Annotated in this window: 17 protein-coding genes; 13 read left to right on the plus strand and 4 right to left on the minus strand. The window is 65.1% G+C overall.

From position 1 onward, the window contains the following. The first annotated feature begins 81 nt into the window (after window positions 1–81). Window positions 82–846, plus strand: a complete 765-nt coding sequence (locus QOH60_RS00360) for an SDR family NAD(P)-dependent oxidoreductase (protein WP_526415912.1) — start codon at window positions 82–84, stop codon at window positions 844–846. Here the strand turns inward: QOH60_RS00360 and QOH60_RS00365 are convergent. Together QOH60_RS00365 and QOH60_RS00370 are read right to left on the minus strand one after the other, a co-directional pair. Further along, window positions 830–1,723, minus strand: coding sequence for an aldose 1-epimerase (locus QOH60_RS00365; protein WP_526415914.1), 894 nt, complete (start codon window positions 1,721–1,723; stop codon window positions 830–832). The two genes, QOH60_RS00360 and QOH60_RS00365, sit on opposite strands and share 17 nt — an antisense overlap. Window positions 1,724–1,747: 24 nt before the next feature. Then, window positions 1,748–2,581 carry a glycoside hydrolase family 16 protein gene (locus tag QOH60_RS00370; protein ID WP_526415947.1) on the minus strand — a complete coding sequence of 278 codons (834 nt, stop codon included), beginning with the start codon at window positions 2,579–2,581 and terminating at the stop codon, window positions 1,748–1,750. A gap of 149 nt (window positions 2,582–2,730) precedes the next feature. On the opposite strand from QOH60_RS00370, the gene QOH60_RS00375 reads away from it, so the two are divergent. From QOH60_RS00375 to QOH60_RS00385, 3 genes are read left to right on the plus strand one after another with little or no spacing between them, the layout of a single operon-like run. Continuing rightward, window positions 2,731–2,853, plus strand: a complete 123-nt coding sequence (locus QOH60_RS00375; RefSeq protein WP_526415916.1) for a hypothetical protein — start codon at window positions 2,731–2,733, stop codon at window positions 2,851–2,853. Beyond that, window positions 2,843–3,274 carry an oxygenase MpaB family protein gene (locus QOH60_RS00380; RefSeq protein WP_526415918.1) on the plus strand — a complete coding sequence of 144 codons (432 nt, stop codon included), beginning with the start codon at window positions 2,843–2,845 and terminating at the stop codon, window positions 3,272–3,274. Before QOH60_RS00375 ends, QOH60_RS00380 begins: the two co-directional genes overlap by 11 nt. Further along, window positions 3,271–3,894 (plus strand): TetR/AcrR family transcriptional regulator, encoded by a 624-nt coding sequence (locus QOH60_RS00385; RefSeq protein WP_526415921.1) that lies wholly within the window; start codon window positions 3,271–3,273, stop codon window positions 3,892–3,894. Before QOH60_RS00380 ends, QOH60_RS00385 begins: the two co-directional genes overlap by 4 nt. Window positions 3,895–3,900: 6 nt before the next feature. Here the strand turns inward: QOH60_RS00385 and QOH60_RS00390 are convergent, their stop codons facing one another. After that, a complete protein-coding gene (locus QOH60_RS00390) occupies window positions 3,901–4,830 on the minus strand; it encodes a hypothetical protein (RefSeq protein WP_526415923.1) in 930 nt (309 codons plus the stop codon). A 223-nt stretch (window positions 4,831–5,053) separates the two neighbouring features. Between QOH60_RS00390 and QOH60_RS00395 the strand changes: the two genes are divergently transcribed. The 5 genes from QOH60_RS00395 (at window position 5,054) to QOH60_RS00415 (ending at window position 10,799) form a co-directional block, all read left to right on the plus strand. Then, window positions 5,054–6,682, plus strand: a complete 1,629-nt coding sequence (locus QOH60_RS00395; protein WP_526415925.1) for a class I adenylate-forming enzyme family protein — start codon at window positions 5,054–5,056, stop codon at window positions 6,680–6,682. Window positions 6,683–6,755: 73 nt separating this feature from the next. Further along, window positions 6,756–7,562 carry a class II aldolase/adducin family protein gene (locus tag QOH60_RS00400; RefSeq protein WP_526415927.1) on the plus strand — a complete coding sequence of 269 codons (807 nt, stop codon included), beginning with the start codon at window positions 6,756–6,758 and terminating at the stop codon, window positions 7,560–7,562. Window positions 7,563–7,595: 33 nt separating this feature from the next. Next, a complete protein-coding gene (locus QOH60_RS00405) occupies window positions 7,596–8,864 on the plus strand; it encodes an amidohydrolase family protein (RefSeq protein WP_526415929.1) in 1,269 nt (422 codons plus the stop codon). 53 nt (window positions 8,865–8,917) lie between these two features. After that, on the plus strand, window positions 8,918–10,060 hold the full coding sequence (gene add, locus QOH60_RS00410; RefSeq protein WP_526415931.1) for an adenosine deaminase: 1,143 nt from the start codon (window positions 8,918–8,920) through the stop codon (window positions 10,058–10,060). Window positions 10,061–10,094: 34 nt separating this feature from the next. Then, window positions 10,095–10,799 carry a DUF3060 domain-containing protein gene (locus QOH60_RS00415; protein ID WP_526415933.1) on the plus strand — a complete coding sequence of 235 codons (705 nt, stop codon included), beginning with the start codon at window positions 10,095–10,097 and terminating at the stop codon, window positions 10,797–10,799. Window positions 10,800–10,802: 3 nt separating this feature from the next. Here the strand turns inward: QOH60_RS00415 and QOH60_RS00420 are convergent, their stop codons facing one another. Continuing rightward, the gene (locus QOH60_RS00420; protein WP_526415935.1) at window positions 10,803–11,096 is read right to left on the minus strand and encodes a hypothetical protein; all 294 of its coding nucleotides are present in this window, start codon (window positions 11,094–11,096) and stop codon (window positions 10,803–10,805) included. Between the two features lie 222 nt (window positions 11,097–11,318). On the opposite strand from QOH60_RS00420, the gene QOH60_RS00425 reads away from it, so the two are divergent. From QOH60_RS00425 to QOH60_RS00440, 4 genes are all read left to right on the plus strand, one after another. Then, window positions 11,319–12,593, plus strand: coding sequence for a DUF7159 family protein (locus QOH60_RS00425; protein WP_526415937.1), 1,275 nt, complete (start codon window positions 11,319–11,321; stop codon window positions 12,591–12,593). Between the two features lie 79 nt (window positions 12,594–12,672). After that, window positions 12,673–13,191 carry an RNA polymerase sigma factor gene (locus QOH60_RS00430; protein ID WP_526415939.1) on the plus strand — a complete coding sequence of 173 codons (519 nt, stop codon included), beginning with the start codon at window positions 12,673–12,675 and terminating at the stop codon, window positions 13,189–13,191. Continuing rightward, entirely contained in the window at window positions 13,181–13,876 is a 696-nt protein-coding gene (locus QOH60_RS00435; protein WP_526415941.1) for an anti-sigma factor, read from the plus strand. The genes QOH60_RS00430 and QOH60_RS00435 overlap by 11 nt, the downstream gene beginning before the upstream one ends. Before the next feature lie 102 nt (window positions 13,877–13,978). After that, window positions 13,979–14,278, plus strand: coding sequence for a hypothetical protein (locus QOH60_RS00440; protein WP_526415943.1), 300 nt, complete (start codon window positions 13,979–13,981; stop codon window positions 14,276–14,278). Window positions 14,279–14,655 lie beyond the last annotated feature (377 nt).

Raw genomic sequence — 14,655 nt, forward strand, 5'->3', positions numbered from 1 at the left:
CGTCGCGGCCGTTCGGCCGAAACCGCCTAGGATCAAACGGCCGTCAAGCTGACGGACCACGTAGACACCAGGTGGCTGAGCATGGCCGGACTGCTGGCAGGCAAGGTGATCGTCGTCGCCGGTGCAGGCGGCATCGGCGACGCGCTTGCGCGTCGTTACGCCGACGAAGGCGCCCGCGTGGTGGTCGGCGACCTCAACGGCGGCCACGCTGAGGCGCTCGCGCGCGACATCGACCCCTCCGGCGAGCGGGTGATCGGTGTGCATCTCGATGGCGCCGACGAAGACTCGGTTGCCGAGATCGTCACGCTCGCAACGTCAGCCTTCGGTGCGCTCAACGGTTTTCACGCCAACTTCGCAAGCTTCGCCGACGTCATGTCGCCCGCGGGCGTCGACCTTCCGCTGGAGCTCTACGACGAGGTGATGCGCGTGAACGCGCGCGGCTTCCTGTTGTGCTCCCGGCATGCGGTGCCTGCGTTGATCGAGGCCGGCGGTGGGTCGATCGTCTACACCTCCTCGGACGTTGCACATGAGCCCAGCTATATCCGATTGGGTTACGCGATGAGCAAGGCAGCTATCCATGCGCTGATGCGCACGGTCGCAACCCGGTACGGGCGCAACGGAATCCGCGCCAATGCGATAACGCCGGGGTTGATCGAGCATGCTGCACTGGACGCCGCTTTCCCGTTGAAGGCCAAAGAGGCGGCGCGCAGTCAAGCCCCGCTGAAGAACCGGTACGGGGCGCCAGAGGACATCGCCGCGATGGGTGCGTTCCTGCTGTCCGACGACGCCGGGTTCGTGACGGGACAGGTGATCGCCGTCGACGGCGGCGTCACGATGCGACCGTGATCGTGAACACCGCGGTGGCGTCAGTGCCCGGCTCGGCCATCTCGTAGCCCCCGCGTCGCAGCGCGTTGGTTGGCGCGGCCATCGGTTCGAAGCAAATCACGTCGTCGGCGGCGGGGGCGAAGATCTGCGCGGCCGAGTAACCCCGGTCAAAGCACACCTCGATACGACGGGTCCCACCCGACAGCGCGAACCAGGCGCCGCGCGGCACTTCGTCGAATGCGTCGTCGAACGTGTTGTCGCCCAGCGCTTCTGATGTGGGCGGCCACTCCGTGCCAACACCGGTGGGGATCCCGCGCTCGTCGAGGTTCAGGTGCCGCATCGGAGGCGTCTCGATGTGCCACTCCGACCGCGGCACGTCGGGCAGCTGCAGATAGGGGTGAAAACCGAAGCACAGCGGCACGGCCTTGTCTGCCGTCGGCGTCACGGTGGTACTCACACGCAGCTCGCGCTCGGACAGCGTCACCGTCAACGTCAGCCGGTGCGGGAAAGGGAAACTGGCGAGCAGCTCGGGGTGCGCGCCGAAGTCCACGTCGGCGCTCAGCGTGTCCTCGCCGCTATTGGTCACTCGCCAGCCCGAGAACGCCGCAAGCAGCCCGTGCATCGGCAGGCCGTTGGCGTCGGTACGCAAACCCGGTGCATCCGGCGCCAACGTCACGGCGTCACCGCCAACGCGATAGTTGCTCTCGCCCAACCGATTTGCCCACGGGTAGAGGATCGGGATGCCCATTGTTTTGCCCGCGCTCAGATACGCCTGCAGCCCGCGCCGCCGGCCGAGAAGCTCTACGCCGTTGTCGGTGAGCGAGGTGCCGATCATGCCCGCCTCGGGCACGAACCGAGCAACTAACGATGACGCCGGATCACGCAGTGTGACGGTCACTGCCGGGATGGTAGTCGCGGCGGGTTACCAGACCCGTACCCAATCGACGAGCATGTCCGACGGATAGGCGCCCAGGTGGGGATCGCCGCCGCCCGGTCCGCCGACGGCGAGGTTGAAGATCGGCGTCAACCAGTAGCCGGGGTTGTTGAACGGCCACACGCCCTCGATCGGGGCCGCAGGCACCGTCAGATAGGGCTTCGCGCCGTCGACGTAGTCGCGCCAGAACTGGAATCCGTGGTCGTCCCACCGCATCCGCCAGTTGTGCCACGCGTCATCGACACCGAAGTTGACGCCCTTCCACGTCTTGCCGTCCGACCGCGCATGAACCGTGCTCCCCGAGGCCCACTTGCCGTTTCCGTACCACTCGACGACGTCGACCTCGCCGTCGGGAAGCGGATCCTCGTTGACCAACCAGAACGCGGGCCAGCAGCCGGGGCTCAGGCAATTCAGCTTGACCCTGGCCTCCAGGGTCTGGTTGATCATCATCCGCCAGTTCGACTGGATCTTGCCGCTGTAGAACTGGTCCATTTCCTGCGTGGCGCGAATGACGAGGTTCGAGTTGCCGTCGACGAAGATGTTGCGGCGATCGTCGCGATAGTGACCCTCGATCGGCGGTGTCACCTCGACATCCCAGTTCTGCACTATCCATTTCGCGGAGTCGGGTGGCGCACCGGCAGGGCCGTTGAACTCATCCTGAAAGAGGTACGGCCCCGCGGCGGCATCCTGTGGGGCGCTCGGCAGCGGTGCTGGTCCAGCCGGCGATTGCGGCTGCCCGGGTAGCGCTCCGGCTTGGGGGGTGGGGATGGCGGCGGCGGCTAAGCCAAGCCCCGCCATCAGCATGATGCTGCGACGATCCATCTGAGGCACAGCGACACCATAAAGCAGCAACCTCCGAAGGGGGCAGTTCACCCCCACGACACTCGTGCGACACCTGATATCGAGGACGATCCCACCAGGATATTGGTATATCTGGTATCCGATATGTAACATTCATATCGGAGGACTTCATGAACTGGCTACGGCACCGCATCGTCGCGGACTTCGAGAAAGGCGCCGGGCATCACGACGACTGCATTCCGTGGATGAACATGCGCACGTTCGAGCCACACCAACCGGCGGTTGTCACGTGACGAACAGGACCGGTACCTCTCCGAGCAGGCTGTGATCGGCCGGATGGGTGGTGCGGAGTGGGTACCGACCACCGCCACCGAACTCGACGCTTACGTCGCCGATATGCGACCGAAGCTCAGTGTCAATACGCAGACCCGCGAATTCATTGACTTCCTGTTGACGTCACCGTTCTTCCCGGACCTGCCTGATCGCCTCGACCGCGGCCTGCATAGGTTCGCGGTGTTCGCAGGAATGAGCCGCGCACCCGAATGGGCCCGCCAGCTCATCGGATTCGACCGGCCGTCCGTGATCACCCGCGCGTTGATCGATCCCATGCTGACTCTGGATGCCCGGCGGCTGCGGTGGGCATTCGGCACACCGCGCTTCGTCGAACTGGCCCGCCAACGCGCGCTCGGCGCGCTCAAGGTTGCAGCCGTGTGATCGACGCCCAGTTCATCGAGGCCGTCGGAGGCGCCACCCGCGGCTTACGTGTCGACGAGGACGCCGACCGTACCAGCCAGCGCATCCTTGACGCCGCACTGCACGAGGCGGCGGCCGTTGGGCTGCAACGGATCACCGTTGAAGACGTGGTCCGTAGGGCAGGCGTCTCGAGGATGACGGCGTATCGCCGCTATCCGCGGCGTGACGATCTGATTGCAGCGCTGACCCGACGGGAGATCCAGCGGTTCCTCAGTGCCGTCGCTGACGCGATTGAAGCCACCGAGGACCCGCGCGAGGGCGTCGCCGAGGCATTCATCGCCGCGGTCCGCTTTGCCCGCAGCCATCCCATGCTGCGTCGCGTGGGACACACCGAACCGGCCACCGCCGACGAGTCGGCTGAACTCCTCGAGATGGGAAAGGCATTCATCGCCAACTACATTCACGGTGAGACACTGGGCCGCCCGTCTCAGCAGGTGCGTTGGGTGGCCGATGTTTTCGCCCGGCTGTTTTTCACCTACATCTCCTCGCCGCCAAGCGATCCGGACTTTGGCGATGACGCCGAGCTGCGCCGCTTCGCCCATGAGGTGCTGACGCCGATGGTGGAGCGAGCAGTGGGCTAGGCCCGTCTACGGATTTCGGACGCAGTCGAAGGTCAGCGGAATCTCCTCGCCGAGTTCCACCACCTCGAATTGTTCGACGCCGAGGCCGCTGAACGACTGGGCGTCGATCCCGAGTTCGGCCCACTTGGCGGTGCTCGTCTTGTCGTCAGCGAACGTCAACGGCACCTCCCCGCCGTCAGACAGCAGCATGCCGTGCTTCTTCAGTGCGCGCAGGATCACCCGCTGCGCCTGGTTGTAGCTCGACTCGTCGAAATCGGCACGCAGCCGAAACCGCACACCGTACGGCGCGGCGTTGGGGTCGCTGCTCTTCGGCCCGCCGGCATGGGTGGCAGGCCGCACGTAGACGCCGTCTTTCATCCTGTCGTTCGGAAGGATGACGCGGATGGCATGCGGCACTTCGCCCGAGGCGACCTCGTCGGCTGTGGGTGTCATTGCGGCGATCGGGAATCCCGCAGCGTCGGCGCTGGTGCACTGGTCGCCGCGCAGCGTTTCTGGATAGTTCTTGTTGAGGTCCCACACGAAAAAGGCCTGCGCGCTGATGTTTTCGCCGACCTGGTTGCCCTGGTAGATCTCGTAGAGCTTGCCCGCAGACTTGTCGACGACGAGTAGATGGCAGTCCCCCTGCCCTTCGCTGTCGCCGGTGATGTCGCAGCGCAGGTCGGACGACCCCTCGATGTAGGCGCTCGCTGGAATCGGCATCTCGGCGGGCACCGCATCACAATCGGTGCCTCCTCCGCAGTAGTCCTCGATTCCCACCACGGTCCGTCGCGGTGAGTTGGCATCTGCGTAGAAGACAGGGATCGAGAAGTCGATGTTCAGTGCATTGCCGGTACCCCAGCCGCCTGCATTCTGCAGCGCCGCGATGATGGCCGGGCTGCGCCCGGAAGGCACGGCAGATGAAACGTCGGCCGTCCATGGCTGGGCTGTGCGGAACATGGCCCCAGCGGCCGCCGAACTATTCGGGTTCTGCTGGGGTGCGTTTGATTGAGAACTGTTGGGAGCAGCCCGTTTCGCCGAAGAGCACGCGACCAGCACTCCGGTGATGAGAACGCAAACGGCAATGGTCGGATGACGGGGCGTATTTCGCTGCACGTTCGCAGGGTAACCGCTGTGTGTCGGCTGCGGGCCCAGCCGATAAAAGCTTCCATATGATCACGTCATGGGCGTCGACGGGGATGCCGTCTCGAGGGCCGAGGCCGCGCACTACTACGCCGCGGGCTGGTGGTCCGACACGACGCTGTCGCAATGCGTCCATCGCAACGCGCAGTCGTCGCCGGACAAATCGGCATACGTCGACTTCAGTTCCGGCCCAGAACACCACGCGCTGACATGGTCGGAGGTCGATCACGCCGCGACCAATCTAGCCGCACAACTTGCCGACCTCGGCGTAGCGCCGGGCGACGGGGTTGCGTTATGGCACAAGGACAGTGCGGCGATTCACGTGCTCCTCGTAGCGATCGAACGGTGCGGCGCGGTGGCCGTCGGCGTTGGCGCGCGGGCCGGTGTGCGGGAGGTGACCCACCTCTTGCGGACGACGCGTCCGACGTTGTTGGTCAGCGACGGGAAGCGGCACGAGCAGGCGGTGCACGCGGCTGCCGACGCGCGCGCAGATCTTCGCGCCGTCGCGTTGGGGGGCGACCAACTCGCCGTCGACACGCGTTCCCGGCCGCAGCCGACAATCGCGCTTTCCCCTGTCGGGCCCGACGACGTCTTCCTGATCAACTCGACGTCGGGAACTACCGGATTGCCGAAGTGCGTCGTGCACACCCAGAACCGGTGGCATTACTTCCACCAGAAGGCGGCCGCCAATGGCCGGCTCACGCCCGACGACGTGTTCGTCCCGGTACTCCCCACACCGTTCGGGTTCGGCGTCTGGACTTCGCACACCACGCCCATATACCTGGGGGCGACGACGGTGCGGCTGGAGCGTTTCGACCCCGCCTCTACCTGCGCGGCGATCGCGCGTCACCGCGCGACGGTGTTGTGCTGCGTCAGCACGCAATTGATGATGATCGTTGCCGACGCTGCGTCCCAGGATTACGACCTCACCAGCCTGCGCGTGGTGTTCACCGGCGGAGAGCCGCTGCCGTTCACACAGGCGGTTCGGTTCGAGGAACTCACCGGAGCGACGATCCTGCAGTTCTACGGCTCCAACGAGACCGGCCTGCTGAGCGCGACTACCCTGGGGGACTCGCTGGACCGCCGGCTGCGTACCGCAGGCCGGATCGTGCCCGAGATGCAGGTGCGGTTGTTCGACGGCGACCGTGACGTCACACAATCCGGCCGCGGACAACCGGCGTGCCGCGGACCCGCGACCAGCCTCGGCTACCTCGGCGGCACCGACCACGACAAACTGTTCACCAATGACGGGTGGATGCGGATGGGCGACATCTGCGAGCTCGACGGCGACGGCTATCTCAGGCTGGCGGGCCGGACGTCGGACTTCATCCTGCGCGGCGGCAAGAACATCAGCGCGGTACAGGTGGAGGAGGGCGTGGCGACTCATCCCGCCGTCGCGGTCGCCGGCGCCGTGGCGATGCCCGACCCGGTGTACGGCGAACGGGTGTGCGTGTTCGTCGAAGTCAAGGCCGGCCAGACCCTCGATCTACCCACGCTCGTCGATCACCTGCTGCGGCAGGGCGTTTCGAAGGAGCTGCTGCCTGAGCGGCTGGAGGTCCTCGATGAGCTGCCGCGGTCGTCTGGGGGAAAAATCGCCAAAGGTCGACTTCGGGAGATCATCCGATCAACACTGGAAGAGGACCGGAGCGAGTGGGAGTCGAGAAAATGACACCCGAAGACGAGCGCGAGTGAGGATCGCAGCGAGGAACGAGCGAGGACCGGAGCGAGTGGGAGTCGAGAAAATGACAACAGACGAAGTGCGGCGAGGTGGCCTCGAGGTGTGGGCCCCGTCCAAGGTGCCGCCCATCGGCGTCGACCTCACCGACGAACAGCAGATGGCGGTGGCGTTCCGCCACCTTGCCGACGTCGGATTCGCCGAGAACATGGCCGGGCACATCACCTGGCAGCCCGACGGCTCCAGCGCCGCGCTGGATGGTCGCTCGGACGAGCCTCACTCCATGTACGTCAATCCATGGGGACTGTGGTGGCAGGAGCTCACCGCGTCCGATATCTGCGTGGTCGACGAGGACGCGCGTGTGGTCCGCGGACGGTGGGACGTCACGCCTGCGATCCACATCCATACCGAGCTGCACCGCATCCGGCCCGACGCGCGGGTGGTGATCCACAACCACCCGTACTACGTCAGCCTGATCGCGGCCCTGGGCACGCTGCCCGAACTCGTTCACCAGACCGGCTCGCTTTTCCTCGATGACATGTATCTCGTCGAGAACTACGACGGCGAGATCGATACACCTTGGCGAGCAAGGGAACTCGCTGGGCAGATCGGATCTGCCAACCTCGTGATCCTGGCTAACCACGGCGTGATCGCCACCGGCCGCAACCTGGCCGAAGCGGTGTACCGGGCGGTGTCCATCGAGCGCGTGTGCAGGCTGGCCTATGACGTCATGGTGACGGGCCGGACACCGTCGAGAATGAACCGCGGCGACATGATCGGCATGCAGGCATCGCTGATCGAACGCGCCGCCGATGTGTACTGGGCGGGGGCCGCCCGGATGACCATCAATGCCGATCGCAGCGTTCTGGCGTAGCGCGACAAAGGATCACGGGAAAGGATCCAGCCCATGAAGTCCATCGACGACCTCTCGGCGAACCTGAACTTCACCACAGCAAAGACGGGCGCAGATCGTACCGTCACGTTCCTGCCCGAACCGCCGCGAGCCGAGCGTCGCTACACCGTCATCTCCGTCGACGACCACATCGTCGAACCGCCCGACACGTTCGAAGGCCGGCTGCCGCGCAAGTTCGCCGATCGCGCACCGCGGGTGGTCGACACCGAGGACGGAGGACAGACCTGGTTGTACGACGGGCACGAGCTGCCCAATGTCGGATTCAACGCCGTCGTCGGACGACCAGTGTCCGAGTTCGGTTTCGAACCAGCCCGATTCGACGAAATGCGCAGGGGTGCTTGGGATATCCACGAACGCGTCAAGGACATGGACGTCAACGGAGTGTATGCGTCGCTGAACTTCCCGTCCTTTCTCCCGGGCTTCGCCGGCCAGCGCTTGCAGCAGGTAACCACCGACCGCGAGCTCGCGATGGCCGCGGTCAGGGCATGGAACGACTGGCACATCGAGGCGTGGGCCGGCGCGTATCCCGATCGGATCATCCCGTGTCAACTTCCGTGGCTGCTCGACCCCGAAGTCGCCGCGAAGATGATCTACGAGAATGCCGAACGCGGGTATCACGCGGTGACATTCAGCGAGAACCCCGCGATGCTCGGATTGCCGACAATCCACTCCGGGCACTGGGACCCGCTGATCGCGGCGTGCGCGGAGACCGGAACGGTGGTGAACCTGCACATCGGATCGTCCGGCACGTCACCCTCGACCACCGACGACGCTCCGCCCGATGTGGCAGGGGTGCTGTTCTTCGCCTACGCAATCACCGCGGCGGTGGACTGGCTGTACTCGGGCGTGTGTACCAGGTACCCGGACGTGAAGATCTGCCTTTCCGAGGGTGGGATCGGTTGGGTTGCAGGGCTTTTGGACCGGCTTGACCATATGCTGAGCTACCACGAGATGTATGGGACGTGGAGAGCGCTCGGCGAGCAGCTGACGCCTGCGGAGGTGTTCAAGCGCAACTTCTGGTTCTGCGCGGTGGAGGATCAGTCGTCGTTCGTCCAGCACGAGCGCATCGGCACCGACAACATCCTGCTCGAAGCCGACTACCCGCACTGCGACTCCACGTGGCCGCATACTCAACGTACGATCCACGAGCAGATCGGCGGGCTCCCCGACTCGGTGATCCGGAAAGTGACCTGGGAGAACGCCTCCCGGTTGTATCAGCACCCGGTTCCTGTCGCGGTGCAGAACGACCCCGACGCGTTCTGACTCACAGACTTGGGGTGTTTGCCTGACAACGGCGCCTGTGATGGTGTGTTGCCATGAAGCGACGCGAATTCCTCCAAGTCGGTGCGGCAACCGCGTTGTGCGTCGGTGCCGCCACTGTCAGCCCAGCTCACGGCGCGCCCGGCTCGCTGAATGCACCTGCGCCCGCCGCTTTGGTGAAGGCACTGCCCAAAGTCGAGCTGCATGCGCACCTGGAGGGAACGGTACGGCCGGCGACATTTGCGGAGCTGGCTCGCAAGAACAACATCAAACTGCCCGTCAACGACGTGAACAAGTTGTTCGCGTTCAAGAATCTCGACGAATTCCTCAACGTCTTCCACTTGATCATGCAGAGCCTCGTCACATCCGACGACTATCGGCGCGTCACCTACGAATCGCTGCAAGATGCTGTCACCGCCGGAGTGCGCTATCGAGAGATGTTCTTCTCGCCCGGCTTCCGGTTGAACGAAGGCCAGTCGATCGATGTGATCTGGGAGGGCATCAGGCAAGGAGTTGCCGATGCGCAAGCCGATCTCGACATCCGGTGCCGGATGATTCTCGACGTCGACAAGCCGTCAGGGCCCGAAAAGGCGATGGAGATGGTGGAATTCGCTGCCCGCCAGGATCGCAACGTGCTGATCGGCATCGGTGGCGACTCGGTGGAACAGGGCATCGACCACCATGCGTTCGCGCCGGCTTTCCAGCGCGCCGCGATGCTCGGCCTGCATCGCACCATCCATGCCGGTGAGGACGGCCCGCCCACGACAATCCGCATCGCGCTCGACGAGCTGGGCTGCCAGCGCATCGATCACGGCGTGACCTTGCTCGAAGATCCCGCGCTCACCGAACAGGTTGTCGCCGAACGTATTCCGCTCACTGTCTGCCCGCTCTCCAATGTGCTGATAGCCAACGTGGTGCCCGACGTCGCACACCACCCGATTCGCGAACAGCGCGCGCGTGGAGTGCTGGCGACGGTGAACTCCGACGATCCCGCGATGACGGCGACCAGCGTGGCCGACGACTATGTGGCCGTGTCCAAAGCATTCGGATGGACAGTCCCCGAGATGGAACAGATCAGCCTCGACGGCATCGAAGCCTGCTGGGCTCCCGACGACGAACGCGCCGCGCTCACCGAGCGATTCGAGCGGGAGTTCAACGCCCTCCGCAGCCGCTACGGCCTGCCCGCCCGCACGGCCTAGGCCGCAGCGCCGTAGGTGTGGCAGCATTCGGCGCATGAACCCGCAGGACGACGATCCCGAGGCCCGGATCAGGGAGCTCGAACGCCCGCTTTCCGACGTGGCCCGCGCATCGGAGTTAGGGGTCACGCCGTCCACCGAATCGTCCTACACCCCACCGCCGGCGCCGTCACCCCCGCATTACCCCGATTACTCCGCTGGCTCCATCCCCTATCCCGCACCAGTGCCCGGCCCGGTCACGTCGATGTCGGCGGGCTTCCGGGGTGTCGGATTCATCGTCGCTGCAGCGGTTGTCGTCCTCGTCGCGATCGGGGCGGGCGTCTTCGTCTACATGTCGTCCAACAACAAGACGACCACCGTCACCTACTCGACAAGCCGTCCGAGCGTCTCTCGAACTGCGTCGGCAACCAGGTCACCCAGCGGATCGGGCACGGCAACACCAGCGCCCAGTAGCCAGCCCACGGAGGTCGCGCCCCCCGGCGGGCAGCTCAGCGTGTTCGGATCCGAAAAGAACGTGAACCTCGCGTGTAACGACAGCGCCGTCAACGTCAGCGGGAGTTCCAACACGGTCGCGATCACTGGCCACTGCGCGAGCCTGACGGTCTCCGGGATCAAGAACGTCATCACGATCGAGAACGTCGACGCCATCGAAGCCTCTGGCTTCGACAACCAGGTCACGTATCAGTCAGGTTCACCGAGCATCAACAAGTCCGGTCAGGGCAACGTCGTACAGCAAGGCTGAAATTCAGCGTGAGCAATCCACTGTCACGAAGATGTGGCGCGCGACAACTTCGCGCACCAGGTCGTCCCCGCGGCGAACGAGCCTGGTCTCCTCGCGCGGGTTGCGGATGTCGGTGACCACGCACTGGTTCAGGGGCGCGCTGCCGATCCGGCTGACCTTGACGTCGAAACCCTGAGCTTCGAGTTGACCGATCGTCACTGCGGCCGACTCAGCCGCTGAGGCGACCCCCGCCGAGCTGATGGCGGCCACGCATCCTGCGGCCGCGATACCCGTAATCACAAGCAATTTCGCATGCATGACTCTGCGTTCCAATCTGTGCAATGTGAAGGCCCCAGTGGTCTTCGGCCGGAACAACGGGCCGACAGCCCGCTGGGGTCAATGCCGGCGGGCGATTGTGGCGGTCAGCAGACTCCCCATCCGCGTGTGATCCAGCTCACAAGGCCTTGGAACCCCTTCTGCCGTCCGACGGGGGCAGCGGTAGCCTCAGACCCAACTCGACACCCAACGAGAGACAGATCTGTGGACGTAGTGCTCGGCCTGTCCATCACGTCTGCGGCCGCCCGCCTCGTGGTCGTCGAGGGCACGGCCGGCGAGGGCGAGACCGTTGGTCACCACGCCGTGGACATCGACGCCATCCGGACGTTCGGCCGGGACGACGCGCGCGGTGTGGCCGAACTCCTTTTCGAGAATCCTTTCGTCGCGACTGACCTCGCTGGCCGACTTCGCTCGATCGGCGTGGTCTGGACGGACGCGGCGTCGGCCGAGGGGACACTGGTTCTGCAGGGCCTCGCAGACGCGGGCTTCGACAATTTCATCGCCGTCTCGCAGTCCGACGCCGTGGCAACGTTGGCGAAGGCACTGAAGGACCTTGCCGGATCGACTGACGTCGCGGCGTGCATCGTCGAGCCGGAGGAAGTTCTTGTTGCGACAGTCAGTTCCGCTGCGACGCAGACCGACCGCATCGCGCGGATCGACGACGATATCGACGAACTCGTGCGCGACATGTCCTCGTTGCTGCAGCCGCCCGGCTGGACGCCGGACACCACCTTTGTGCTCGGTTCGGCTGACGACCTCGACCTCGTGGTGGCGCTGCTACAGGATGCGGCCCCGTCGTCGATCGTTTCAGCCGCGGAGGCCGACGGAGCGATGGCGCGAGGCGCCGCTTTGGCCGCGGCGTGGGCGATTTCGGGTGCCGAGCCTGCGGTTGCCGTACCCGACGGCGTTCTCACCGCAGCCGACGAGCGCCGTGAACACCGCAGCCGACGGCTGCCGAAGCTCAACACCCGCGTCGGGGCACTGACGAGCGTGCTCGTCGCTGCCGTGCTGACATTCGTCGTGTCGGTATCGGCCGCACTGGGCCTTCGCCTGACCTCCGCGGCGAGGCCGAGCCCCGACGACCAACCACCCGCGGCAGCCGCGCCTGCGGCGGCTGTGCCGGCACCCGACGCCTTGCCATCGCCCGCTTCGCCACCTCCTCCTCAGGCGCCGCCCGCCGAACCCCCGCCGCTGGCGCCGGAAACCATTGTGGCGGAAGCGGCTTCGGTGCCAGATGCGATACCCGGTGAGGCGCTCATCGACGCTGCCCCTGTTGCGCCCGCACCGGTATACGGCCCGATGGAGCCCGCGCCACCGGCCAATGTTCCGCCCGAGCCCGCGTACGTGGCGCCACCGCCCACGGTGCCCGACTATGCCGCACCGGCGGCACCGCAGCCGCAACCGCAACCCCGACTGCGGGACCGCATCATCGAAAAAATACCGATCATCAACCGGATCCACGAACCCAAGCCCCAGTAACCGCAGTAGGTTTGAACGGATGGCGTCGGCGAATCGTTGTGCCACCTGGATAGTCACAACATAAAAGGACCGCGATGCGATGAGCGGTGAGGAGCACGCAGAGCTGCTGAAAGCCGTGCATGACGAGCACGGCCCTGCGCTCATGCGGTACGTGCTGCGACTAACCAACGGTGACACACAATTCGCGGAGGACGTGGTGCAGGAGTCATTGCTGCGGCTATGGAAGAAGCCCGACTTGCTCGAACAACCATCCGAGTCGGCTCGAGCCTGGCTGTTCACTGTCGCGCGGAACGTCGTCATCGACGATCGGCGCAGCTCGCGGTATACCCGTGAATTCAGCACCGAAGTCGTTCCGGAGCGCAATCAAAAAGACGCCATCGATCCTGCGCTGACCAAGTGGATCGTCTCCGATGCGCTGCTCTCGCTCTCCAAGGACCATCGCGCCGTGGTGGTCCGCGCCTATTACCTCGGGCAGACCGTCGCCGACATCGCCGAACACGAGCAGATCGCCGAAGGAACAGTCAAATCGAGGCTTCATTACGGGCTCAAGGCGCTGCGAAATGCGTTGCAGGAGAGGGGGTTATCCAGTGACCGATGACAGGGATATCGCGACCTGGGACGCGGCCTACGTGCTCGGCGCGCTCAGCGCACAGGACCGGCTCGAATACGAAGACTTCCTCGCCGATAACCCGCAGGCTGCAGAGGGCCTCACCGAATTCGCCGGCCTGCCTGGGATTCTCAATGCTCTCAGCCCCGAGGAGGCGCTCGCATTGGACGCGGAGCCCAGTGGCGGTAGCCAGGACGCCAAGCCGCTGGATCTGATGCCGTCACTGGCCCGCGCCGCGGAGAAGCGACAGCGGCGAACCCGCCGGAACGTCATCACGGTGATGGCCGCGACCGCCGCCGCGTTCCTCGCTGTCGGCGTCATTGTCTCCTCGACGATCTTTGGGCGCCCTCAATCACCGGCCGGCCCGTCGCTGCAGGCGATGACACCCGCTGGCCGCGGCGGGATCACGGCCGAGCTCGCCGTCAGCGAGAAGCAATGGGGAACCCGGCTGGACTGGAGTTGTCAGTACACCAAGGACTGGTCCCGAAATGTCGCCAGCTACGACCTGGTGGTCACCACCCTGGACGGCAAGCAAACCTCGGTGGGGTCGTGGCGTCCCGCCGGCGACGAGGCGTCTGGCCTGTCGGCGGCGACAGTGATCCCCACCTCGCAGATCCGCAGTGTCGACATTCGCATCACCGGTTCCGATTCGCCGCTTGCCGTCAAGACCCTGTAACTGCCCGAAATTCCTTTGAACCTCCTTGGCGAGGTGCCCGTTGTAGGGGTCGCCATCGCGTTTTCACACACCACGCGAGCCCGACAACAAAGGAGTTGGACCATGAAGAAGATCATCATCGCCACCGTCACCTTCGGCGCACTGACCGCAGGCGCTCTCGGACTCGCCGGTGCGGCAACCGCTTTTCCCTCCGACGGGTCGGCGGCCGATACGGTAAAGAGTCTGCAGGACAAGGGTTTCAACGTTCGACTGAACGGAACGGTCAGCGGATCGCTGTCGAAGTGCACAGTGACGGGTCTGCACGGCCTGAACAATTCGAACGTCGACGACTCGGGAGCGATCATCGATCCGAACCAGCGCACCACCGTCTTCGTCGACGTGTCGTGCCCTTCGCAGCAGTAGCCGACTCGGCAACGCATTTGCTCAGCCGCCAGACAGCATCGGTGCAGGACGTGTACATTTTCCTTATCGAGGCCGGTTAACCGGTGGAACAGATAGGAATGAATTCATGCAGTCACCTCGCTTGGCCCGGCGCGTGGCCGGTGTCGCAGCCGCCGTCGTGATCATCGCGACGGGTGGACTCACCGCGGCCTGCGGTGGCAAGGGTAACGAGCCCCCGTCCACGACTTCAACCACGACACCCTCCAGCTCGGCACCGTCCGTGTCGCCGAGCCAAAACGCACCGAATCCGACGGGTGGAAACTCATTCAGCCCGCCGGCCGCGCCCCCGCCCGCAACGACGCATCGCGAGCGCGAATACCCGTACTAAACAACCGGGT

Source organism: Mycobacterium sp. (assembly GCF_032159765.1).
Lineage (GTDB): Bacteria > Actinomycetota > Actinomycetes > Mycobacteriales > Mycobacteriaceae > Mycobacterium.